General features: G+C 41.4%; 30 protein-coding genes. 21 read left to right on the plus strand and 9 right to left on the minus strand.

Features of this window, described 5'->3' with window-relative positions:
* Positions 1–165 precede the first annotated feature (165 nt).
* The 9 genes from GVN20_RS25005 to GVN20_RS25045 form a co-directional block, all read right to left on the minus strand.
* On the minus strand, positions 166–387 hold the full coding sequence (locus tag GVN20_RS25005) for a DUF2795 domain-containing protein (protein ID WP_013927448.1): 222 nt from the start codon (positions 385–387) through the stop codon (positions 166–168).
* Positions 388–527: 140 nt separating this feature from the next.
* A complete protein-coding gene (locus tag GVN20_RS25010) occupies positions 528–1,025 on the minus strand; it encodes an NADH-quinone oxidoreductase subunit C (RefSeq protein WP_166560977.1) in 498 nt (165 codons plus the stop codon).
* Between the two features lie 4 nt (positions 1,026–1,029).
* Positions 1,030–1,572 (minus strand): NADH-quinone oxidoreductase subunit NuoB, encoded by a 543-nt coding sequence (gene nuoB / locus GVN20_RS25015; protein WP_166560978.1) that lies wholly within the window; start codon positions 1,570–1,572, stop codon positions 1,030–1,032.
* A 12-nt stretch (positions 1,573–1,584) separates the two neighbouring features.
* Complete coding sequence (locus GVN20_RS25020; RefSeq protein ID WP_166560979.1) at positions 1,585–2,301, minus strand: phosphatase; 717 nt, start codon at positions 2,299–2,301, stop codon at positions 1,585–1,587.
* 114 nt (positions 2,302–2,415) lie between these two features.
* Positions 2,416–3,618 (minus strand): DUF1501 domain-containing protein, encoded by a 1,203-nt coding sequence (locus tag GVN20_RS25025; RefSeq protein WP_166560980.1) that lies wholly within the window; start codon positions 3,616–3,618, stop codon positions 2,416–2,418.
* A gap of 28 nt (positions 3,619–3,646) precedes the next feature.
* On the minus strand, positions 3,647–5,083 hold the full coding sequence (locus GVN20_RS25030) for a DUF1800 family protein (protein ID WP_166560981.1): 1,437 nt from the start codon (positions 5,081–5,083) through the stop codon (positions 3,647–3,649).
* A gap of 150 nt (positions 5,084–5,233) precedes the next feature.
* Positions 5,234–6,847, minus strand: a complete 1,614-nt coding sequence (locus tag GVN20_RS25035) for a sodium/sugar symporter (RefSeq protein ID WP_166560982.1) — start codon at positions 6,845–6,847, stop codon at positions 5,234–5,236.
* Between the two features lie 95 nt (positions 6,848–6,942).
* The gene (gene purU, locus GVN20_RS25040) at positions 6,943–7,770 is read right to left on the minus strand and encodes a formyltetrahydrofolate deformylase (RefSeq protein WP_229599181.1); all 828 of its coding nucleotides are present in this window, start codon (positions 7,768–7,770) and stop codon (positions 6,943–6,945) included.
* 86 nt (positions 7,771–7,856) lie between these two features.
* Positions 7,857–8,714 carry a hypothetical protein gene (locus GVN20_RS25045; RefSeq protein ID WP_166560983.1) on the minus strand — a complete coding sequence of 286 codons (858 nt, stop codon included), beginning with the start codon at positions 8,712–8,714 and terminating at the stop codon, positions 7,857–7,859.
* A 432-nt stretch (positions 8,715–9,146) separates the two neighbouring features.
* Between GVN20_RS25045 and rplC the strand changes: the two genes are divergently transcribed.
* The 21 genes from rplC (at position 9,147) to secY (ending at position 19,854) form a co-directional block, all read left to right on the plus strand.
* Positions 9,147–9,767, plus strand: coding sequence for a 50S ribosomal protein L3 (gene rplC / locus GVN20_RS25050; RefSeq protein WP_114463903.1), 621 nt, complete (start codon positions 9,147–9,149; stop codon positions 9,765–9,767).
* Positions 9,768–9,798: 31 nt separating this feature from the next.
* A complete protein-coding gene (gene rplD, locus GVN20_RS25055) occupies positions 9,799–10,428 on the plus strand; it encodes a 50S ribosomal protein L4 (protein WP_114068156.1) in 630 nt (209 codons plus the stop codon).
* 4 nt (positions 10,429–10,432) lie between these two features.
* Entirely contained in the window at positions 10,433–10,723 is a 291-nt protein-coding gene (gene rplW / locus GVN20_RS25060) for a 50S ribosomal protein L23 (RefSeq protein ID WP_013927436.1), read from the plus strand.
* A gap of 36 nt (positions 10,724–10,759) precedes the next feature.
* Positions 10,760–11,584, plus strand: a complete 825-nt coding sequence (gene rplB / locus GVN20_RS25065) for a 50S ribosomal protein L2 (RefSeq protein WP_166560984.1) — start codon at positions 10,760–10,762, stop codon at positions 11,582–11,584.
* Between the two features lie 10 nt (positions 11,585–11,594).
* Entirely contained in the window at positions 11,595–11,873 is a 279-nt protein-coding gene (gene rpsS / locus GVN20_RS25070; protein WP_013927434.1) for a 30S ribosomal protein S19, read from the plus strand.
* Between the two features lie 77 nt (positions 11,874–11,950).
* The gene (gene rplV, locus GVN20_RS25075; protein WP_114068154.1) at positions 11,951–12,316 is read left to right on the plus strand and encodes a 50S ribosomal protein L22; all 366 of its coding nucleotides are present in this window, start codon (positions 11,951–11,953) and stop codon (positions 12,314–12,316) included.
* A 14-nt stretch (positions 12,317–12,330) separates the two neighbouring features.
* Complete coding sequence (gene rpsC / locus GVN20_RS25080; protein WP_013927432.1) at positions 12,331–13,185, plus strand: 30S ribosomal protein S3; 855 nt, start codon at positions 12,331–12,333, stop codon at positions 13,183–13,185.
* A 48-nt stretch (positions 13,186–13,233) separates the two neighbouring features.
* A complete protein-coding gene (gene rplP / locus GVN20_RS25085) occupies positions 13,234–13,668 on the plus strand; it encodes a 50S ribosomal protein L16 (RefSeq protein WP_114068152.1) in 435 nt (144 codons plus the stop codon).
* An 11-nt stretch (positions 13,669–13,679) separates the two neighbouring features.
* Positions 13,680–13,880: a 50S ribosomal protein L29 gene (gene rpmC / locus GVN20_RS25090; RefSeq protein ID WP_013927430.1), complete on the plus strand. Its 201-nt coding sequence runs from the start codon at positions 13,680–13,682 to the stop codon at positions 13,878–13,880.
* Positions 13,881–13,919: 39 nt separating this feature from the next.
* The gene (gene rpsQ / locus GVN20_RS25095) at positions 13,920–14,204 is read left to right on the plus strand and encodes a 30S ribosomal protein S17 (RefSeq protein WP_114068151.1); all 285 of its coding nucleotides are present in this window, start codon (positions 13,920–13,922) and stop codon (positions 14,202–14,204) included.
* Positions 14,205–14,206: 2 nt separating this feature from the next.
* Positions 14,207–14,575, plus strand: coding sequence for a 50S ribosomal protein L14 (gene rplN / locus GVN20_RS25100; RefSeq protein ID WP_114068150.1), 369 nt, complete (start codon positions 14,207–14,209; stop codon positions 14,573–14,575).
* A 5-nt stretch (positions 14,576–14,580) separates the two neighbouring features.
* Positions 14,581–14,934 carry a 50S ribosomal protein L24 gene (gene rplX / locus GVN20_RS25105; protein WP_166560985.1) on the plus strand — a complete coding sequence of 118 codons (354 nt, stop codon included), beginning with the start codon at positions 14,581–14,583 and terminating at the stop codon, positions 14,932–14,934.
* Between the two features lie 83 nt (positions 14,935–15,017).
* Positions 15,018–15,572: a 50S ribosomal protein L5 gene (gene rplE, locus GVN20_RS25110; protein WP_166560986.1), complete on the plus strand. Its 555-nt coding sequence runs from the start codon at positions 15,018–15,020 to the stop codon at positions 15,570–15,572.
* Positions 15,573–15,599: 27 nt separating this feature from the next.
* Positions 15,600–15,869, plus strand: a complete 270-nt coding sequence (gene rpsN, locus GVN20_RS25115; RefSeq protein ID WP_013927425.1) for a 30S ribosomal protein S14 — start codon at positions 15,600–15,602, stop codon at positions 15,867–15,869.
* 77 nt (positions 15,870–15,946) lie between these two features.
* Positions 15,947–16,345, plus strand: a complete 399-nt coding sequence (rpsH, locus tag GVN20_RS25120) for a 30S ribosomal protein S8 (RefSeq protein ID WP_013927424.1) — start codon at positions 15,947–15,949, stop codon at positions 16,343–16,345.
* A 19-nt stretch (positions 16,346–16,364) separates the two neighbouring features.
* Positions 16,365–16,922: a 50S ribosomal protein L6 gene (gene rplF, locus GVN20_RS25125; protein WP_166560987.1), complete on the plus strand. Its 558-nt coding sequence runs from the start codon at positions 16,365–16,367 to the stop codon at positions 16,920–16,922.
* Positions 16,923–16,949: 27 nt separating this feature from the next.
* The gene (gene rplR / locus GVN20_RS25130) at positions 16,950–17,306 is read left to right on the plus strand and encodes a 50S ribosomal protein L18 (protein WP_114068146.1); all 357 of its coding nucleotides are present in this window, start codon (positions 16,950–16,952) and stop codon (positions 17,304–17,306) included.
* Between the two features lie 6 nt (positions 17,307–17,312).
* Entirely contained in the window at positions 17,313–17,828 is a 516-nt protein-coding gene (gene rpsE / locus GVN20_RS25135) for a 30S ribosomal protein S5 (RefSeq protein WP_114068145.1), read from the plus strand.
* Between the two features lie 12 nt (positions 17,829–17,840).
* Positions 17,841–18,020, plus strand: a complete 180-nt coding sequence (gene rpmD / locus GVN20_RS25140) for a 50S ribosomal protein L30 (protein WP_013927420.1) — start codon at positions 17,841–17,843, stop codon at positions 18,018–18,020.
* Positions 18,021–18,033: 13 nt separating this feature from the next.
* Positions 18,034–18,480: a 50S ribosomal protein L15 gene (gene rplO, locus GVN20_RS25145; protein WP_166560988.1), complete on the plus strand. Its 447-nt coding sequence runs from the start codon at positions 18,034–18,036 to the stop codon at positions 18,478–18,480.
* 60 nt (positions 18,481–18,540) lie between these two features.
* Entirely contained in the window at positions 18,541–19,854 is a 1,314-nt protein-coding gene (gene secY, locus GVN20_RS25150; protein ID WP_166560989.1) for a preprotein translocase subunit SecY, read from the plus strand.
* Positions 19,855–19,862: the final 8 nt, after the last annotated feature.

The following is a 19,862-nucleotide window of genomic DNA, read 5'->3' on the forward strand; positions in this document are numbered from 1 at the left end:
TTAAGCCCCGCTCCGCCGATGATACTGAGATAAAACTTGGAAAAGTAGGTAGCCGCCACAATATTAAAAAAGAAAGAGCTCGCTGAAAGGCGGGCTCTTTTGCGTTAATACAACCTGAATAAATAATTTATAAAAAAAGCCCAGTAAATGGGCTTCTTCTAATCATTAATATTCATCTTCGTTAAAGAAGAAATCGTCCTTTGTAGGATAATCAGGCCATATTTCCTCAATACTTTCATAAGGTTGGCCATCATCTTCTAGTTCCTGCAGGTTTTCGACGACTTCCAGAGGAGCTCCCGTGCGAATCGCAAAATCAATTAATTCGTCCTTTGTGGCGGGCCAAGGCGCATCCTCCAAATAAGAGGCTAATTCCAGTGTCCAATACATACTCAATTCCTTTTATTAGTTCTAAAATAAGGTTTAAAAACCAAGCAAACTTGCCAATCCAACGCTTTTTTTGTTGAATTTGTTGCGAAGGATAGCATTTTTTTTGGTTATGTCAAGAAAAATTTTCAACTCATTGATTATTAGTACTTTACTTTTATTCCATGGTATGAGTCTTGCTCTTCATAATCTTTTCGGAGGGGATGACCTTCCCAATCTTTTGGAAGTAGAATTCGACGCAAATCAGGATGATTTTCAAAGCTAATTCCGATTAAATCAAATGCCTCGCGTTCATGCCAATCAGCTGTTTTCCAAATACTAGATAAGCTGGAGATAGAAGGTGGTTGACCATCAATTTGCCTTGGAAGAATCACTTTCAAAGTTAGATTCCTTTGATAGGGAATTGAAGTCAAATGGTAAATTACTTCCATTGAGCCTTTTTCTGGACCATTATCAATTCCCGTCAGGCAAGCCATAAAGTCAAAGTACAGTAACTCATCTTCATGTAAAAATTGACAAATGTCCAAAAGTAAATTTGCGGGAATCTGTATTATGGGTTGAGCAGTTTTTTCGTTTACAACCAGAATCGCATCTGTGTTAAATTTACTTTTTAATCTCTCTACTATATCATGTGTGGTCATGTGATCAGGTGGTATGGTTTTCGGCCTCCAACTCCAAGAGTAGCGTGGGGGCAATTGGATGTTCCTGACGGATTTTTTCCTGCAATTTTAAAAAACCTCCAATTAATGCTTCTGGGCGCGGCGGGCATCCAGGCACGTAAACGTCTACTGGAATGATTCTATCTATTCCTTTTACAACGTGGTAGCCATGTTCCCAGTAAGGACCTCCGCAATTTGAACAGCTCCCCATGGAGATTACGTAGCGCGGTTCTGGCATTTGTTCATATAAACGGCGAATCCTATCTGCCATTTTGAAGGTAACGGTTCCAGCAACAATCATTACATCTGATTGACGAGGAGAAGGGCGGGGGAATATCCCAAATCTTTCAAGGTCATAGTTTGAGGCGTAGGAAGCCATCATTTCAATGGCGCAGCAAGCTAAGCCAAATCCCATTGGCCACAGCGATGATAATCTTGACCAGTTGAGTAAATCCTCAACACTCGTAAGGATTATACCACCTTCACCCGTTTTTAATCTGTTTTCCTGAAAATCTATTGCTTGCGACATGTGTGATAAACGCTAGATTGTTTGTGATTCAAATTTTCCATCCGACAACGTAAAAAAAGAAGTTTCAATCAATTGCCGTTGGGAAAGGTATTGGTCATACTCTGGATAAAAACGTAGCCTATTGGTAATCGTTTGATCATGTATTTGGGAAAGTCCCAGCAAGAGTTCACACCCTTCTCGAACCGCAAAAGCACCACCAGCCTGTCCAGTGATGTAGTCGACAAGGTTATGGTCGATAACGTATTTTTGAAACAGAGGATTGCCACCGTGCCGAACCATGATGCGGATGCCGCACTGCTCGGCAATGGATAAATCCAAGGCATCGTCAAAAAAGAAGGCTATTTCTTCTGGTTTGAGATGATGGATTGCCATAAAATGTTCAAGAGCGGCAATTTTATGTTTGATACGAAAATAGCAGGAATCGTAGTGCTCTCTTTTGGCCAGCTGAAAAGACATGGTATTCCGCTCTCCCGAAATTACGGCAGTGTATGGCATCTTGGACTGAGACATCCACCAACCAAAACGAAGTAAGTTAATTCCCATTGAATCTACTTCACTGAAGTTGCTGGTTCCGTGTTCATTTTTTGTACCGTCGTTGAATACGCCGTCCCAGTCAAAAATAAAGGCTTTTATTTTTTTTGATTTTTCGGCAAAAAGCTCCGTAGGAATAATAAACTCCCCTCCCAATTTGGTGAAAATGGTAGAAGTATTTTGAATCGTATCGGTCATTCCCTTTTTTATTGATTAGCGTAAAAATAGGGAAATCCTCTCAAGGAAGGTGAGAATAAAGAAAGATAATTGGGGGCTAACTTAAAACGACTGCCCTAAAGCAGTCGTTTTAAGTTAGAAGAGTGGTAGTTTGTTGAATTTTTGAGTAAGAATCTTGGTAGAATCTGTGTGAAGCCAATCATCTAATAATGTTGCGTATATTTCTCGGAAATCAATGCTGTATTTTAAGTCTCCGTTATCTAAGTTTGTTAAATCAGGAGCTTCGTTTAAAATAGAGCGGGTACGTTTCGGCCCCCCGATTAAAAATACATTATTGGCAGTTCCATGATCCGTACCGCTACTCGCATTTTGCTTTACTCGTCGGCCAAATTCACTGAATGTCAAAACCATAACATCATCAAGGCGGCTATTGGCTTTCATATCATTGACAAAAACATTTACCGCTTCAGCATATTGGCGAAGAAGGCGGTCTTGTTGGTCATTTTGGCGTATGTGGGTATCAAAACCAGACAAAGAAACGTAATACACGCTTGTGCTTACGCCAGATGTAATAAGTTCAGCAATGGTATTAAGACTTTTCCCTAATTCAGTGGTGGGATACATCATTCGAGATTTATTGACTTTTGCTTTTGTATGAACATATTCGGCAGACGACACAGTTTCGGCCAGCGTTTTATAGAGATACGCAACATTGTCATGGTTATCTGCTGCAGGAATATCGGTCAATGTTTTGACAAACGTACTTTGCGTTTGTCGGTATAACTTCTCAGGGTTTTGCAACGATAATCCATTGACTTGCTGCCCTTTTAAAGCTAAACTTAATGTATCGTCAATTTCAAGAGCTTGGTGCGGGAGGCAGGATTGGCCAATGCATTGAGCATCCAAATAACGACCAATCCAACCGCTGGATAGATATTCTTCCGAACTGCTTCCCGTTTGCCAAATATCCATTGAGCGAAAATGAGAGCGGTCAGGATTGGGATAGCCTACATTATTGATGACAGAAACCAGTCCATTGTCATATAATTCTTTGATTTTTTCGAGTGCTGGATTAAAAGCAATTTCATCGTTGAGTCGCAGCACATTGTTTTGATTGATGGCGATGGAGGGGCGCTCTCGGTAGTAAATATCATTCCGAAACGGAACTACCGTATTAAGGCCGTCATTGCCGCCAGAGAGTTGAATAACCACCAGAATTTTATCGTTGAGCGGTTTTTGTCCAAAGTGTTTTTGCTCATACGCTTTTAAAAACTGAGGAATTAAAAGCGAACCAGCAGTTGTAAAAGCCGTTTTTTTGAGAAATGTGCGACGTTTCATTATTGAAATACTATTTATGAAAAACGGGTTAGCAAACTTGATATTCGAGTGTACTCATTAAAGAAATGCAAAGTTGTTTTACCGTCTCTGTGCGTTCGGGTGCCGAAACCTTATTTTCAATGCGTTTTATGGTTGCATCATTAATTGGTACCTGTAACAAATAAGATGCCAAGGTTTTGCAAAGAACAGAGTCAGGAATTGATTCGAACGAATGGGCAAAATCCTGCCAGTTTATATTGATTTCAAACTTATTCTTGCGGACTAATTTTTCCTCATTGACATCTCCACTTTCTTTTACGCTGATATTTATGGTTTCGTTGCGAAAGAGTACACTAGGGAGTTGCAACCGCGAAAGTAAACTGGAACTATCAATCCAAGCTTTTCCGCCAGGCCAACCAGCTACATTGGGGGGATTAAAAAGAACTTGGCCTAATATTTTTTGGGTGTATAATACGGGCGTCTTATCCACAAAATTGAGGTTGAAAGTTCGTTGTAAACCAGACAGATATTCTACAGGAGATTTAATTTGTGCACCGATGTTTATTGAATGGTAAAACCAGTCAGAAGTAAAAACGTATTGCATTAAGTCGGCAATGTCGTACTGGCTATGATAAAAACGTTTTGCCATTGCCGTGACGTGAGCATCGTCTACTTTTTCATTGACAAATGCGCGATAAATTTTAGTCGAAATGTGTAGAGCTGTTTTAGGATTTGCGAGGAGCATTTCGATTACGTCTTCTCCTATGTAATTCCCAGATTTGCCAAAGATGGTTTTGAGGCCATCGTCATGAAAGTTTTCTCTAAAAACGAATTCACCGTTGATGTTAAAGCCCCATCCTGTAAAAGCCCGCGCTGCTTCTTTAATATCCTGTTCGGTGTATTGCCCTCGCCCTAGCGTAAATAGTTCCATCACTTCTCGGGCAAAATTTTCATTAGGGCTATGCTTTCTGTTTTGCTGATTGTTTAAAAACTGCAGCATTGCTGCGTCTTTTGAAACAGCCATCAACAAGTCTCCGAATTTGCCAAGTGCATGGGTGCGTAAGGTGTTATTTTGTTGTTGAATGAAGCTAACTGCTCTGCTGCGGCAGGCGAAATGGTTGTGCCAAAAAAGAGCCATTTTCTCTCGAAATGCATAAGCTCCATTTCCCATTTGAGCGACCCACGCATCATTGAGACTGCTAATGCTTTCACGGCGTTCTTGGGCCATGAGTTTAAGCTTGTCGCGGAGGTCTTCACGGGAGCCTCCTGCATTTTGTTTAACAGCCTGCCGCATATTTTTTAAATCCTGAGCAGGAGCATTGGAGACCTGTGTCAACAGTTTTATGTTGCTGCTATCTCTAAATAAACTTTTAACAAGTTGAAGTCTTGACATTGATATCGCTTTTTTTACTTCACTTGGTGAAGCTCCGAAGCCAGCTCTCCAAAATAGGTGTTGAATAGTGCGTTGGTGTTGGATAGCGTCCATGCAGATGAATGGTGTTGAGCGTTTGCGTAAGTTTTCAGGCAGCTTTAAAGCTTAGATGGACGGTGAGGAGCAAAAGTTTAATGAAGGGCAAAAAAATACCCCTACCGAGTATTGCATCGGCAGGGGTATTTTAAAAAAAAGTAAGATTAATTACCAGAATACGGTATAAAGTATTGCGATAATTGCACAAATAACTGCGGTGCCGATGGCAAAGGTTCCTTTGATTTTGAACATGGAGGAATCAATTGCTAAACCTTTACTGCTAGGCTGCCAAAGTCCTAGTACAACCATTACTGCCACGCAGATTAGGAATACGATTCCCATTCTGTCTAAGAACGGAACCAAGGTCCAGTCAGTACCAGGTAGCCAGTTGTTGTGCATCGAGAAGGCAATAAGAAAGCCACCGACAATTGCAAAGAGGGCTCCCGCAGAATTGGTTTTTTTCCAGAAAAAGCCCAGAATAAAAGCGGCAAATACACCTGGAGAAACAAGCCCTGTCATTTCCTGAATAAACTGGAAACCTCCCTTTTTGTCAATGCCCATGTAAGGAGAAATAATAATTGCTAAAATCATGGCAACAACAATCGTTACCCGTCCAATCCAAACAAGTTTCTTTTCATCAGCATCTTGGCCGATGTATTTTTTATAAATATCAAGGGTAAAAATGGTTGAAATACTGTTTGCTTTTCCTGCCAAAGAAGCTACAATTGCCGCCGTTAAGGCCGCAAAAGAAAGACCTTTAAGTCCAACTGGCAGCAAATTTAGTAATACTGGATAGGCACGGTCCTGATTGAGTTCGCCACCTTCAAGCATTTCCATTTGAAACAAGCCTTTTTGATATAAGGTATAAGCGGCAATTCCTGGTAGTACCACAATGACAGGCATTAAAAGTTTTAAAAACGCGGCAAAAAGAATTCCTTCACGTGCTGTTTTGAGATCAGCACCGAGCGCACGTTGCGTGATATATTGATTGCAACCCCAGTAATTCAGGTTGACAATCCACATTCCTCCAATGAGTACCGTCAAACCAGGCAACGCCATGTAGTGCGGGTTGCCTTCTTGGAAAATCATATGGAAGTGATCTTCCGACTTCTCAAGCATGGTACCGAAAGCACTGGTAATTCCCTCTACGCCAAACTCTTGAGAAACCAAATCCATGGCTAGGTAGGTGGTTGCTAATCCCCCCAAAATGAGGAAAAATACCTGAATAACGTCGGTATATCCAATTACTTTCATTCCACCTACCGTAATGATAACGGCAAAAATGGCCAGTCCAATCATACATACCGTAAAATCAATTCCCGAAATGGTAGAAACTGCAAGCGCCCCTAAAAACAGGATAGAGGTTAAATTAACTAAAACGTACAAAAACAGCCAAAAAATGGCCATAATTAAGCTAACGGTTGTATTATAACGTTGATTCAGGAATTGTGGCATCGTAAAAATACGATTCTTCAAATAGATAGGCATAAAGAAAATACCCACCACTAACAGTGTGGCGGCAGCCATCCATTCATAGGTTGCAATGGCCAATCCCATTGAAAAACCATTGCCCGACATCCCAATGAATTGTTCAGCCGAGATATTAGAGGCAATTAAGGATGCGCCGATTGCCCACCAGGTAAGCGAGCCTTCAGCCAGAAAGAAATCAGTTGTACTAGCTTCTTTGGTTTTTTTTCGTTGATAAATCCAATAGCCGTAGCCAGCGACCACTATGAAGTAAAAAAGAAATACTAGATAGTCTAAGGTTTGAAGTTTTTGCATGTCTTCCAGAAAGGTTAGTATGAGGGTTAAAAAACGGGGTGCAAGATACTTAAATGTGTATAAAAAAATAGGAAAAATACCATTTTAGTAATAATCTACAATATAACGGTACGATTGCCGTGGATAAAGACGCGGTCATTGAATACCAACTTTAAGGCTTTAGACAGTACAGATTTTTCGGTATCTTTTCCCAAAGTAGCCATATCTAGCGCCGATAGGCGGTGATCTACTTCCTTTACATCCTGTGCAATAATCGGTCCCTCGTCAAGGTTATCATTGACAAAATGGGCCGTTGCTCCAATGATTTTGACGCCTCGTTCATATGCTTGACGATAAGGGTTGGCTCCAATAAAAGCGGGAAGAAAGGAATGATGAATATTTACAATTCGATGGGGGTAGTGTTGTACAAAATCTGTGGTCAGAATGCGCATATATTTAGCTAAAACTAGATACTCAGGTTTGTAAATATCAAGGGTTCTTAGAATCGCCTCTTCATGTTCGTTACGCGTTTTGTGTTCGTGAGAAATGAAATGAAAAGGAATGCCAAATTTGCTGACCAAAGGTTGTAAAGTATTGTAATTGCTTATCACAGCTTGGATTGTGGCATCCAGTTCGTCAAAAGCATACCTTATGAGCAATTCGCCCAAACAGTCATGCTCTTTTGTTACAAACACCACAATGTCTTTCTTTTTTTTGGGATTGAGACGTAAGTTAATGCCAGTAGGTAGTGTACTGTACAGGTCGTTAATTATTTTTTCAGGATCACCTTCGCCTTCAAATTCGGTTCTCATAAAAAACTGTTTGGAAGGACTTACGTATTCATCCTGACTGATAATATTTTGGTTATGATTATACAGTACATGGGTTACGTTATAAATAAGCCCTTTATTATCAGGACCGTTCATAAGTAGAATATGCTTCATATTTCAATAGTTTTGTATACGTAAAAAGCGGTTTATATTGCTATATAACCGCTTTTCTGAAAAATCTAAAATAGTATTTTATGTTCCTAATAGTAACATCTTAGCTTTCGGCGCTCGGCGCGTCGGGCTTGGGTACCGAGTAAATACTCAGCCCTAAACGATAAAAATCCGTAAGAGTCTTTTACTTTAGGATTTCCTCGTTGATTTCCAGGCTCATTTTGTGGAGAATACCCAGACGGCAGATTGGTTAATTCGGGTCTCCTATCCGACAAAGCCAGTGCTAGTTCAGACATTCCTCCTGGATTAGGATAATTTGTACTGACGTCATCCAAATAATCTGAATTTGCAAAATTATCACTAAGCTCAACGGCAAAATTCCAACGGTCGTCGTGTTTCCAAGAAACTCCCACCCCAATCACAGCAATACGCACGTTACGTTTGTAAGCTACTCCTTCAGTCATTAGCGGCGGTAAACTATGCCAATTGCCCTGATAATTTGCTTTAGGATTAATTCTTGTCATGCCTATCCCCCCCAATAAATAAGGTTTTAATAGGCGTTCGTCGTTATAACGGAATGCGTCAATTTGCAATCCTATATATCCAGCCGGGTTATCAGAACGAAAGGAAAGATTATTGTACCAAATTGGGCCACCCGCCTGTTTTCCCGAAATACGATATATATCCACTTCTCCCCGTAAAGCAATGCGCTCGGCTAGTCTATAACTCACCCCCAGTGCTAAATGAGGCTGGATAAACCTCAAATCAGTTTTGGCACGCATGTCTCCCATATAATAAGATATGCCGCCTCCCGCAAAAACTTTAATTACGCCAAACGCTGGAACATTCCGGCGAACAGGGCTAGAACGCCTCGATTGAGCACTGGCGTCTGCACAGAAGAAAATAGCTAAGAGGGTGAAAGCCACTCTAATACATACATTTGTCATAGTTTACGGGTTGTTCCTCGTATAGCCTACTAACGAAAACTGTGCCAACAGTTATACATTGAACAATTGAATTGTTAAGGTATAAAGCTGCCAAAAATAAAGGATTAAAATTATCTTCTGAAATTTTTAAAGTATAGCTTGCTTTTCAAGAATAAAATTCAGACCTTTGCGAGCCTTTAAAAAAGACACTTTTAAAGTTTCAATCGACATAGATTGGATGAAGGTCCGAAAGGAAACCACATCTGGATTCATAACTTAGGCTAAGTAGCAATTACTTTTCCACAGTAAAATGAGGTCAGATGTTTATCATCTGACCTTTTTTGTTGAAGTGAAAAATAAAAAAAGTAAAATAGTTGGATTGCTGAAATTAATTTCAGACTTTTGCAGTCCGTTTTGTAAAATAAATTTTATAACCTGCTGTAAATCAAAAAGATGTCTGGTTTAATAGGAAAAAAAATCGGGATGACTAGTGTGTACAGTGCGGACGGGCAGGCTCTGGCATGTACGGTAATTGAAGCTGGTCCTTGTGTTGTTACGCAAGTCAAAACCGACGAAACTGATGGATACAAGGCTGTCCAGCTCGGTTTCGGAGAAAAGAAAGAAAAGCATACGACTCAACCGCTCGTGGGTCATTTTAAGAAGGCAGGTACTACGCCAAAGCGCAAATTGGTTGAATTTAAGGAGTTCGAAGAAGAACTTAACCTTGGTCAAGCATTGTCAGTAGCAGATGTATTTGGTGAAGGAGACTTCGTTGATGTGGTAGGTACTGCCAAAGGACGTGGTTTTCAAGGTGTAGTAAAACGTCACGGTTTCGCAGGGGTAGGCGGCCAAACACACGGTCAGCACAACCGCCAACGTCACCCGGGTTCAATTGGTGCATGTTCATTCCCTTCTCGAGTATTCAAAGGGATTCGTATGGCAGGACGCATGGGGAATAACCGCGTTAAGGTTCAAAACCTTAAAGTGTTGAAAGTAATTCCTGAGCAGAATCTCGTTGTTATTAGTGGTTCGGTGCCAGGTGCGAAAAATTCGTTTGTAATCATCGAAAAGTAGTTAAGGCGAACCGTTCAATCCGATCAAGACAATGGAACTTTCAGTATTAGATATAAAAGGACAAGATACGGGCAAAAAAGTAGCCCTTGCCGAAACAGTATTCGGCATTGAGCCAAATCAGCACGTAGTGTATTTAGACGTAAAGCAATATCTTGCTAACCAACGTCAGGGTACGCACAAATCAAAAGAGCGCGCAGAGGTTTCGTACTCTACAAGAAAAATTAAGCGTCAAAAAGGAACTGGAGGCGCCCGTGCAGGGTCAATCAAATCGCCTTTGTTCGTGGGTGGTGGTCGAGTATTTGGACCAAGACCTCGTGACTACAGCTTCAAACTTAATAAGAAAGTGAAAGTATTGGCGCGTAAGTCAGTTCTTTCGACAAAAGCGAAGGCAAATGGTATCTCAATTGTAGAAGATTTCACTTTTGAAGGTCCTAAAACCAAGCAGTATCTTTCTTTCTTGAGTGCTTTCTCTTTAACAAATAAGAAAACACTTCTTATTCTGCCCAACCACGACGATAACGTATTTTTGTCTGGCCGCAATATTCCAAAGGTAAACATCACTACGGTTGACTCTGTAAATACTTACGATCTCATCAATGCTGAAGTATTGTTGATTAGTGAGACTGCAGTGTCGAAGTTAGAAAATCTCTTGAACAAGTAAGACAATGAGTGTACTCAAGCGACCGATATTGACCGAAAAAGCTACTGCGCTCAGCAATTTGGGCAAGTATGTATTTGAAGTGTCTAAAACTGCCAATAAAATTGAAATTGCAAACGCCATCGAAAAAGTGTATGGTGTTAAGGTAGCAAGTGTAGATACCATGCGTTCAATCGGCAGAAAAAAATCAAGAATGTCACGAGGTAAAGCAATTAGTGGTATTACTTCAACGTACAAGAAAGCCATCGTGACTCTAAAAGCAGGCGAAATAATTGATATTTATTCAGATATCGCCTAAATAAATCGTTGAAGTAGCAAATAACTGAAAAAAACAATGGCAGTCATTAAGCTAAAACCAACAACTCCCGGTCAGCGCTTTCGTACGGCTCCGTCGTTTGATGAAATCACAACCGACAAGCCTGAGAAAAGCTTGTTGGCCCCTATTAAAAAGACAGGTGGACGTAACAACCAAGGTCGTCGTACAGCTCGTTATATTGGTGGTGGTCACAAGCGCATGTACCGTATTATCGACTTCAAACGTGACAAGTTTGATGTTGAAGCAACAGTAGTATCAGTCGAATACGATCCTAACCGTTCTTCTCGTATTGCATTGGTTGAATACCAAGATGGAGAAAAACGTTATATCCTTGCCCCGCAGGGTATTAAAGTAGGACAAACTGTTGTGTCAGGAACTAGTGTAGCACCTGAAGTAGGTAACGCACTTCCTTTAAGTTCAATGCCGATTGGTACAATTGTTCACAATGTAGAATTACATCCTGGTAAAGGAGGACAATTGGTACGCAGCGCTGGTACTTATGCCCAATTAGTAGCTCGTGATGGTAAATATGCAGTATTGCGTATGCCATCAAGCGAAATGCGCATGATACTTTCAACGTGTATTGCTACGGTAGGTTCAGTATCTAACGCTGACCACATGAACGTAAGCCTCGGAAAAGCAGGCCGTAAGCGTTGGTTGGGTATTCGTCCACGAGTTCGTGGGGTTGCGATGAACCCAGTCGATCACCCTATGGGTGGTGGTGAAGGTCGTGCATCAGGAGGTCACCCTCGTTCTCGTACGGGCTTATACGCTAAAGGTAAAAAGACACGTACTCCGAAAAAGTATTCAAACCGTTTGATTATTAGCAAACGTAAAAAATAATCGAAGATAAATGGGACGTTCGATAAAAAAAGGACCGTACATTGATTTCCGCCTTCAGACCAAAATTGATGTAATGAATGGTGCCGGCAAGAAATCAGTTATCAAGACTTGGTCAAGACGCAGTACAATCTCCCCAGATTTTATTGGTCATACTTTTGCAGTACACAATGGAAATAAGTTCATCCCTGTGTACGTAACCGAAAACATGGTCGGGCACAAATTGGGTGAGTTTTCCCCAACACGTAATTTCCGGGGGCACATTGCCAAAAAAGATAAAGGCAAAAGATAGAATAGTCAATAGTTGTTCAGTCAATAGCCATTTGACCTAATGACTGACACTAACCACTAACGACGCACAACAAGAAAATGGAAGCAAGAGCTATATTAAGAAACGTACCCACTTCACCTCGTAAAATGCGGCTTGTAGCTGATATGATTAGAGGGCAGAAAGTGAGCCGTGCGCTGGCAATTTTGCAATATCAACCGCAGGGTGCCGCTCCAGTTTTGAAAAAAGTATTGATGTCGGCTGTTGCCAACTGGCAGCAACGAAACGAAGATGCTAAACTCGAAGATGCTGAATTGTACGTAAAAACAATTTTTGTTGATTGTGGCGCAATGTTGAAGCGTCTGCGTCCAGCACCTCAGGGTCGTGCTTACCGTGTTCGTAAACGCTCTAACCACATCACAATTGTGGTAGATGATGCAGCAGAAGTAATCCAACAAGAAGCCTAAAATTTCAATAACGAATGGGACAGAAAGTTAATCCTATAGGTCTGCGACTCGGTATCGTCCGTGGTTGGGATTCAAGCTGGTACGGAGGACGTGAGTTTGCCGACAAGCTGATTGAAGACGAGCAGATCCGCAAATATATTTCCGCTCGTATTCCTAAAGGTGCTATCTCCAAAGTAGTCATTGAACGTACTTTGAAGCGTATCACCCTTACAATTCACACGGCTCGTCCAGGAATTGTAATCGGTAAAGGCGGAAATGAGGTCGACAAGATTAAGGAAGAGTTAAAGAAGATTACGGGTAAAGATATCCAAATCAACATCTACGAAATTAAGCGTCCTGAAATCGATGCTAAATTGGTGGGAGAGTCTATAGCTCAACAATTAGAAAATCGTATCTCATATCGTCGTGCAATGAAGCAAGCGATATCGTCTGCGATGCGTGTAGGTGCTCAAGGAATCAAAGTTCGTGTATCTGGTCGTCTGGGTGGTGCTGAAATGGCCCGTACAGAAGAATATAAAGAAGGACGCGTGCCTCTGCATACACTCCGTGCAGATATTGATTATGCAATTTCAGAAGCGCTTACCGTATATGGAAAAATCGGTATCAAGGTATGGGTTTTCAAAGGTGAAATCTTCGGAAAGCGTGATTTATCTCCAATAAGTGGTGGTGCTGCTTCGGCAGAACGTGCTGGTGGTAATGATCGTGGAGGAGACCGTGGAGATCGTCGCCGAGGTGGTGATGGAGACCGTCGCCGAGGTGGTGGCGGAGATCGTGACGGAGGTGGAGACCGCCGCGGAGCCGGAAACGGTCCTGGTGCTGGAAACGGCCCTGGTAAAGGCCGCAACAATAACCGTAATAAGAAAAAGTAATTATCGAAAGCAACGGGTCTTTATTGACTCCGAAAATACTGCTGAACCATGTTACAACCGAAAAGAACCAAGTTCCGCAAACAACAGAAAAGTAAAGGGTCTGAAAAAGGGATGGCCACTCGTGGCCACCAGATCGCTTTCGGTACGTTTGCCATCAAAACGCTTGAACCAGGCTGGATTACAGCCAGACAGATTGAAGCGGCTCGTATTTCTGTAACGCGTGCTATGAAGCGTGAAGGTCAGGTTTGGATTCGAATTTTTCCTGACAAACCTATTACCAAAAAACCCCTAGAAGTTCGTATGGGTAAAGGTAAAGGTGCTCCCGAATATTGGGTAGCTCCCGTTAAGGCAGGAACGATTCTATTTGAAGCTACAGGAGTATCACTCGAACTCGCAAGTGAAGCACTTCGGTTAGCCGCTCAAAAGTTACCTGTTAAGACTAAATTCGTAGTTCGTCGCGATCATCAAGAAGAAGCAGAATAAGCATTAGTCAAATGAAAAATAGTGAAATCAAAGCGCTGACGGTAGAGCAATTGAAGCAAACCCTTGTTGAGGAGCAGGATCGTCTACTCAAGTTGAAGTTTGCTCACGCCGTATCTCCGATTGAAAATCCGATGCGTATTCGTAATACGCGCCGTCTGATTGCAAGGTTGATGACGGAGTTGTCGGCTAAGGATAAAGCCGCAAGCGCGTAATAATGGTCAGGAGACCCCAATTGCAAAATAACCGACACAATGGAGGCAGCAGCACAAACAACTACAACTGTAGAAAGAAATTTACGCAAAGTCAGAGTTGGCCGCGTGGTAAGCAGCAAGATGGAAAAATCTTGTGTTGTCGCGGTAGAGCGTAAAGTTAAGCACCCAAAATACGGTAAGTTTATGAAAAAAACTACCAAACTGATGGTGCATGACGAAAACAATGAGTGTGGAGTAGGAGATACCATTCGCGTAATGGAAACCCGCCCGCTCAGTAAGAACAAGCGTTGGAGATTAGTCGAAATCATTGAAAAAGCGAAATAACAATGGTACAGCAAGAATCAAGACTGTCTGTGGCCGATAACAGTGGCGCAAAAGAAGTACTAGTTATCCGTGTATTAGGCGGAACTGGGAAACGATACGCCTCAATCGGAGACAAAGTAGTAGTGACAGTTAAGCAGGCAATTCCTTCAGGTAACGTAAAGAAAGGTACAGTTTCAAAAGCTGTAGTTGTTCGTACCAAAAAAGAAATCCGTCGCAAAGACGGCTCTTATATTCGATTTGAAGACAATGCCGTCGTATTACTCAACAACCAAGATGAACCTCGCGGTACTCGTATCTTCGGTCCTGTTGCTCGTGAATTGCGCGAGAAAAATTTTATGAAAATTGTTTCATTGGCACCTGAAGTATTGTAGAAGCAATGGAAAGAAAATACAACAAACAACCCAAATTACACATTCGTACCGGTGACACGGTGAAGGTAATTGCTGGTAACTCTAAAGGCCAGTCGGGTAAAGTCACCAAAGTATTGGTAGAGAAGCAACGCGCTATCGTGGAAGGGGTCAATTTGATCACGAAACACATAAAGCCAACAGCCGCCAATCCGCAAGGTGAACTGAAGAAAACAGAAGGTTCAATTCATATCAGTAATCTGATGCTTGTTGATCCTGCGACTGGACAACCTACTCGTATCGGCCGTAGAGCCAATGAAGAAGGTAAGTTGCAACGTTACTCGAAAGAATCAGGGAAGTTTATTGCTGATCCTTCAAAGTAAGTAGTTTGATGAATGGGTAAAACCATCCATTAAAAACTCTAATAAATAACTGTGGGTCGGAAATCCACAAAAAAAAATCAAAAATGGCAACTCCGAGATTAAAAGAAAAATACACAAAGGACGTCGTTAAGCATTTGCAAGACAAGTTCCAGTATAAATCGGTAATGCAAGTACCTCGTTTGTCGAAAATTGTTATCAACAAAGGAATTGGTGCAGCGGTAGCTGATAAGAAGTTAATTGATCAGGGGCTTGAAGAGATTACTATTATTGCTGGTCAAAAAGCAGTACCTACTATCTCTAAGAAAGCGATTTCAAACTTTAAGTTGCGTGAAAAAATGCCAATCGGCGTTAAAGTTACTCTACGCGGCGACCGCATGTTTGAATTCTTAGACCGGTTGACTTCTATTGCTCTACCTCGTGTACGTGATTTTCAAGGTATCAGCGACAAAGGTTTTGATGGACGTGGTAACTATACATTTGGCGTAAAAGAGCAAATTATCTTCCCTGAGATTCAGTTTGATAAAATCAACAAAATCTCTGGTATGGATATCACGTTCGTAACTACTGCCAATACTGACGAAGAAAGCTACGAATTGCTTAAATCGCTTGGTATGCCCTTTACTAAAGGTAAGAAATAAGAATCCCTTTTTCAACGAAATAAGGAAATGGCTAAAGAATCCGTAAAAGCAAGAGAATTGAAAAAACAAAAGCTGGTTGCTAAATATGCCTCCAAAAGAGCTGCATTGAAAGAAGCTGGCGATTGGGAAGGTTTAGACAAGCTGCCACGTAGTTCATCAGCAGTTCGTTTGCACAACCGTTGCCGTTTAACCGGACGTCCCCGTGGATACATGCGTAAGTTTGGTATTTGTCGGGTGGTATTCCGCGAAATGGCTTCGGCAGGAAAAATCCCTGGTGTTACCAAAGCCAGCTGGTAAATCTCTTTTGTTTTTTAAAATCAATTCCGTAACTTTGCAGCCCTTTTACGGAAGGGCCGCAACAAATCAGTAGAGAAATGTTAACCGATCCCATAGCAGATTATCTGACGAGAATCAGAAACGCCATAAAGGCGAAGCACCGGGTTGTGGAGATACCTGCTTCTAATATCAAGAAGGAGATCACCAAGGTACTCTACGATAAAGGCTTTATCCAAAACTACAAGTTTGAAGATAATGGCCCGCAGGGTATTATTAAGATTGCTTTAAAGTACAACCCAGTAACAAAGCAATCAGCAATTGTTGACTTGCAACGTGTAAGCAAGCCAGGTTTGCGTAAATATTCGGGAGCTACCGATATTCCACGCATTCTTAATGGTCTTGGAGTAGCGATTGTATCTACCTCTAAGGGGGTAATGACCGACAAAGAAGCGCGCGTGCTCAACGTGGGCGGAGAAGTATTGTGTTACGTTTACTGATAAAATTCACAGAAAGAACATGTCACGTATAGGAAAAAAGCCGATTACGCTACCAGCAAACGTCACAGTAAGTGTATCTGACGATAACGTTGTGACTGTGAAAGGTCCCAAAGGAACGTTAGCCCGTACTATTGACCGCGACATTAAGGTAGAAGTAGAAGGAAGCGAATTGACAGTCGTACGTCCGACTGAACAAAAGCGTCATAAAGCATTGCACGGTCTCTACCGTTCTCTCATCAGTAACATGGTGACGGGAGTGCATGAAGGCTACAAAGCTGAGCTGGAAATTGTTGGGGTAGGTTATAAGGCGTCCGTGAATAATAATATTCTTGAGATGAGCCTTGGCTATTCACATGGTATTTATTTTGCAGTTCCTTCAGAAGTGAAGGTAACGGCAACAATGGAAAAAGGACAGAATCCAAAAGTTTTTTTAGAGTGTATCGACAAAGAACTTTTAGGCCAAATTGCCGCTAAAATCCGCTCGTTCCGTAAAGTAGAACCTTACAAAGGTAAGGGTATCCGCTTCATCGGAGAACAAATCAGACGTAAAGCTGGTAAAGCAGCAGCTAAGAAGTAATCAGTAATCTGAAAATTGTAATCAATCATGGCTTTAGCAAGAAGCGACAGAAGACAGCGCATCAAGTACCGGATTCGGAAGAAAGTAGCTGGAACAACAGAAAAGCCTCGCCTTTCAGTATTTCGTTCAAATGCGCGCATTTATGCGCAGGTAATTGATGATACAAAAGGAGTAACTTTAGTCTCTGCTTCATCTATTGAGCTTGATACCACTAATAAAGCGAGTGTCAATGCAGAAGATGCGAAAAAAGTAGGCATTAAACTGGCTGAGAAAGCAATTGCAGCTGGCGTTAGTTCAGTTGTATTTGATCGCAACGGTTATTTATATCACGGCAAAGTAAAAGCACTGGCAGACGGCGCCCGCGAAGGGGGTCTCAAATTCTAATAAGATATGTCAAACAGTATCAAACCTGTGAAATACAACGAGGCAGACCTGAAAGAAAAGGTTGTGGCTATCAACCGCGTTGCCAAAGTAGTAAAAGGTGGTCGTCGTTTTAGTTTCTCAGCAATTGTGGTCGTAGGTGACGGCAAAGGTGTAGTAGGTTACGGTTTAGGTAAAGCTAACGAAGTAACTGATGCTATTGCAAAAGGAATCGAGGACGCCAAGAAAAACCTTGTACAAGTTCCTCTCTTGAAAGGAACAGTCCCTCATGAAATGCACGGTAAATTTAGTGGAGGTCTGGTTTTTGTTAAGCCAGCCGCCCCTGGAACGGGTGTTATTGCAGGAGGTGCTATGCGTGCTGTTTTAGAAGCCGCTGGTATACACGACGTGTTAGCAAAATCTAAAGGATCATCAAATCCTCACAACGTAGTGAAGGCAACGATTGATGCACTCCTTAAGATGAGAGCTCCCCACCAAGTTGCATTCCAACGCGGAGTAAAGTTGGCCAAAGTATTTAATGGATAATCTTTTGGGAAAATGGCAAAGGTAAGAGTAACACAAGTTAGAAGTAAGATTGGTAGGCCCGAAGATCAAAAGCGCACCTTAGCTGCTTTGGGATTAGGTAAAATCAGTCGCAGTATAGAGATTGAAATCAATCCTGCCATTTCTGGTATGATTCAGAAAGTAAATCATTTGGTGAAAGTCGAAGAGATCTAATTGGCATATGACAATGAATCTTAGCTCATTAAAACCAGCCTCAGGCTCGGTAAAAACAAAAAAACGCCTAGGTAGAGGGCATGGCTCTGGAATGGGCGGTACATCTACGCGTGGACACAAAGGTGCTCAATCACGTTCAGGCTACAGCCAAAAAAGTCACTTCGAAGGAGGGCAAATGCCGCTCCAAAGACGTGTTCCAAAATTTGGTTTCAAAAACGTTAATCGCGTAGAGTACAAAGCACTCAACTTAGATTCCATTCAGGCATTGGTTGAAAAAACAAATGCTACTGTAATTGACATTGAAGTGTTGTACAACAACGGTTTAGTTTCAAAAACTGACTTAGTAAAGATTCTTAGCCGTGGCGAATTAAAAGTTGCCGTAGAATTGAAAGCTCATGCTTTTTCAAAAGCAGCAGCAGAGGCTATCGAAAAAGCAGGCGGTAAAGCCGTTACTTTGTAATCTTACCAAAGATTTTTTGTAACTTTACCTGATTTTTTCACGGGTAAATCTAACAAACGCATGAAACGGTTTATACAGACCTTAAAAAATATCTTTTCAATTGAAGAGTTAAAGAATAGAATTCTTTATACTCTCCTTTTGATTGCGGTTTATCGTCTTGGTTACTACATTGTTCTACCTGGAGTAGATAGTAGCAAACTTAATATCGATACATCAGGCTTATTAGGCTTGTTAGATACATTTTTGGGAGGCGCTTTCAGTAAGGCTTCAATCTTTGCTCTGGGTATCATGCCCTATATTTCTGCTTCTATTGCCATTCAATTGTTAACAATGGCACTTCCGTATTTCCAAAAAATGCAGAAGGAAGGAGAATCTGGACGCAAGAAATTGAATCAGATTACGCGAGTATTAACCATTTTTGTTACAATTGCTCAGTCGGTAAGTTATTTGCAGACTACAATACCAACGGATGCACTTTTAATTACTCGAGCAGCTTTTACGATATCATCCGTTTTTATTTTAACAGCTGGTACAATTTTTTGTATGTGGTTAGGGGAGAGAATCACCGACCGCGGAATTGGAAATGGTACATCAATGCTGATCATGATTGGTATTGTATCTCGTTTTCCAAGAGCTATTTATCAGGAAGCTGTTTCAAGAGGTACAGGAGAAGCGTTAATTTTTGTTCTTGAAATTGTAGCACTCTTCTTAGTCGTAATGTTTGCAGTAGCTTTAACACAGGCAGTACGAAGAGTGCCTATTCAATATGCAAAGCAAGTAGTTGGGAATAAAGTGATGGGTGGTCAAAGACAGTATCTGCCACTTAAACTCAATACCTCTGGTGTGATGCCAATTATCTTTGCTCAGGCTTTAATGTTTATACCGTCATTGGTTGCAGGGTTATTTGCCGAAAAAAGTGATTTCGCTAGCTCAATAGCTACTACTTTCAATGATTACACAACTTGGCAATACAACGGTCTTTTTGCAACCCTGATTATTGTATTTACTTTTTTCTACACTGCCATTGCAATTAGTCCTCAGCAAATTGCTGACGATATGAAAAGAGGAGGAGGGTTTATCCCAGGAGTTAAACCAGGGCTTTCCACTTCTGACTTTATTGCCACGGTATTAGATCGTATTACTTTACCTGGAGGTATACTTCTTGCGGTGGTTGCTATTCTGCCATCATTGGCAAGTATGACTGGAATGACGAGAGAATTTGCACAGTTTTTTGGAGGTACATCATTGCTGATTTTGGTTGGTGTTGTACTTGATACTTTGCAACAAGTAGAAAGTTACCTCCTCATGAAACGCTATGAAGGTTTAATGAAGTCTGGCCGAGTAAAAGGCCGTACTGAAACGGTAGCGGTATAATGACAAAA

Origin of the sequence: Runella sp. CRIBMP (genome assembly GCF_009905605.1) — a bacterium.
In the GTDB taxonomy this organism is placed as follows: domain Bacteria; phylum Bacteroidota; class Bacteroidia; order Cytophagales; family Spirosomataceae; genus Runella.

Bases quoted from the DNA above. Each gene is read 5' to 3' on its own strand.
- rpsE (WP_114068145.1), top strand. From the start codon at position 17,313: ATGTCAAACAGTATCAAACCTGTGAAATACAACGAGGCAGACCTGAAA.
- rplX (WP_166560985.1), top strand. From the start codon at position 14,581: ATGGAAAGAAAATACAACAAACAACCCAAATTACACATTCGTACCGGT.
- GVN20_RS25030 (WP_166560981.1), bottom strand. From the start codon at position 5,083: ATGGACGCTATCCAACACCAACGCACTATTCAACACCTATTTTGGAGA.
- rplB (WP_166560984.1), top strand. From the start codon at position 10,760: ATGGCAGTCATTAAGCTAAAACCAACAACTCCCGGTCAGCGCTTTCGT.
- rpsC (WP_013927432.1), top strand. From the start codon at position 12,331: ATGGGACAGAAAGTTAATCCTATAGGTCTGCGACTCGGTATCGTCCGT.
- GVN20_RS25045 (WP_166560983.1), bottom strand. From the start codon at position 8,714: ATGACAAATGTATGTATTAGAGTGGCTTTCACCCTCTTAGCTATTTTC.
- rplR (WP_114068146.1), top strand. From the start codon at position 16,950: ATGGCTTTAGCAAGAAGCGACAGAAGACAGCGCATCAAGTACCGGATT.
- secY (WP_166560989.1), top strand. From the start codon at position 18,541: ATGAAACGGTTTATACAGACCTTAAAAAATATCTTTTCAATTGAAGAG.
- rpsQ (WP_114068151.1), top strand. From the start codon at position 13,920: ATGGAGGCAGCAGCACAAACAACTACAACTGTAGAAAGAAATTTACGC.
- rplC (WP_114463903.1), top strand. From the start codon at position 9,147: ATGTCTGGTTTAATAGGAAAAAAAATCGGGATGACTAGTGTGTACAGT.
- GVN20_RS25010 (WP_166560977.1), bottom strand. From the start codon at position 1,025: ATGACCACACATGATATAGTAGAGAGATTAAAAAGTAAATTTAACACA.
- GVN20_RS25020 (WP_166560979.1), bottom strand. From the start codon at position 2,301: ATGACCGATACGATTCAAAATACTTCTACCATTTTCACCAAATTGGGA.
- rplO (WP_166560988.1), top strand. From the start codon at position 18,034: ATGAATCTTAGCTCATTAAAACCAGCCTCAGGCTCGGTAAAAACAAAA.
- rplW (WP_013927436.1), top strand. From the start codon at position 10,433: ATGAGTGTACTCAAGCGACCGATATTGACCGAAAAAGCTACTGCGCTC.
- purU (WP_229599181.1), bottom strand. From the start codon at position 7,770: ATGAAGCATATTCTACTTATGAACGGTCCTGATAATAAAGGGCTTATT.
- rplD (WP_114068156.1), top strand. From the start codon at position 9,799: ATGGAACTTTCAGTATTAGATATAAAAGGACAAGATACGGGCAAAAAA.
- GVN20_RS25035 (WP_166560982.1), bottom strand. From the start codon at position 6,847: ATGCAAAAACTTCAAACCTTAGACTATCTAGTATTTCTTTTTTACTTC.
- GVN20_RS25005 (WP_013927448.1), bottom strand. From the start codon at position 387: ATGTATTGGACACTGGAATTAGCCTCTTATTTGGAGGATGCGCCTTGG.
- rpsN (WP_013927425.1), top strand. From the start codon at position 15,600: ATGGCTAAAGAATCCGTAAAAGCAAGAGAATTGAAAAAACAAAAGCTG.
- rplF (WP_166560987.1), top strand. From the start codon at position 16,365: ATGTCACGTATAGGAAAAAAGCCGATTACGCTACCAGCAAACGTCACA.
- rplN (WP_114068150.1), top strand. From the start codon at position 14,207: ATGGTACAGCAAGAATCAAGACTGTCTGTGGCCGATAACAGTGGCGCA.
- GVN20_RS25025 (WP_166560980.1), bottom strand. From the start codon at position 3,618: ATGAAACGTCGCACATTTCTCAAAAAAACGGCTTTTACAACTGCTGGT.
- nuoB (WP_166560978.1), bottom strand. From the start codon at position 1,572: ATGTCGCAAGCAATAGATTTTCAGGAAAACAGATTAAAAACGGGTGAA.
- rplV (WP_114068154.1), top strand. From the start codon at position 11,951: ATGGAAGCAAGAGCTATATTAAGAAACGTACCCACTTCACCTCGTAAA.
- rpmD (WP_013927420.1), top strand. From the start codon at position 17,841: ATGGCAAAGGTAAGAGTAACACAAGTTAGAAGTAAGATTGGTAGGCCC.
- rpsS (WP_013927434.1), top strand. From the start codon at position 11,595: ATGGGACGTTCGATAAAAAAAGGACCGTACATTGATTTCCGCCTTCAG.
- rpsH (WP_013927424.1), top strand. From the start codon at position 15,947: ATGTTAACCGATCCCATAGCAGATTATCTGACGAGAATCAGAAACGCC.
- rpmC (WP_013927430.1), top strand. From the start codon at position 13,680: ATGAAAAATAGTGAAATCAAAGCGCTGACGGTAGAGCAATTGAAGCAA.
- rplE (WP_166560986.1), top strand. From the start codon at position 15,018: ATGGCAACTCCGAGATTAAAAGAAAAATACACAAAGGACGTCGTTAAG.
- rplP (WP_114068152.1), top strand. From the start codon at position 13,234: ATGTTACAACCGAAAAGAACCAAGTTCCGCAAACAACAGAAAAGTAAA.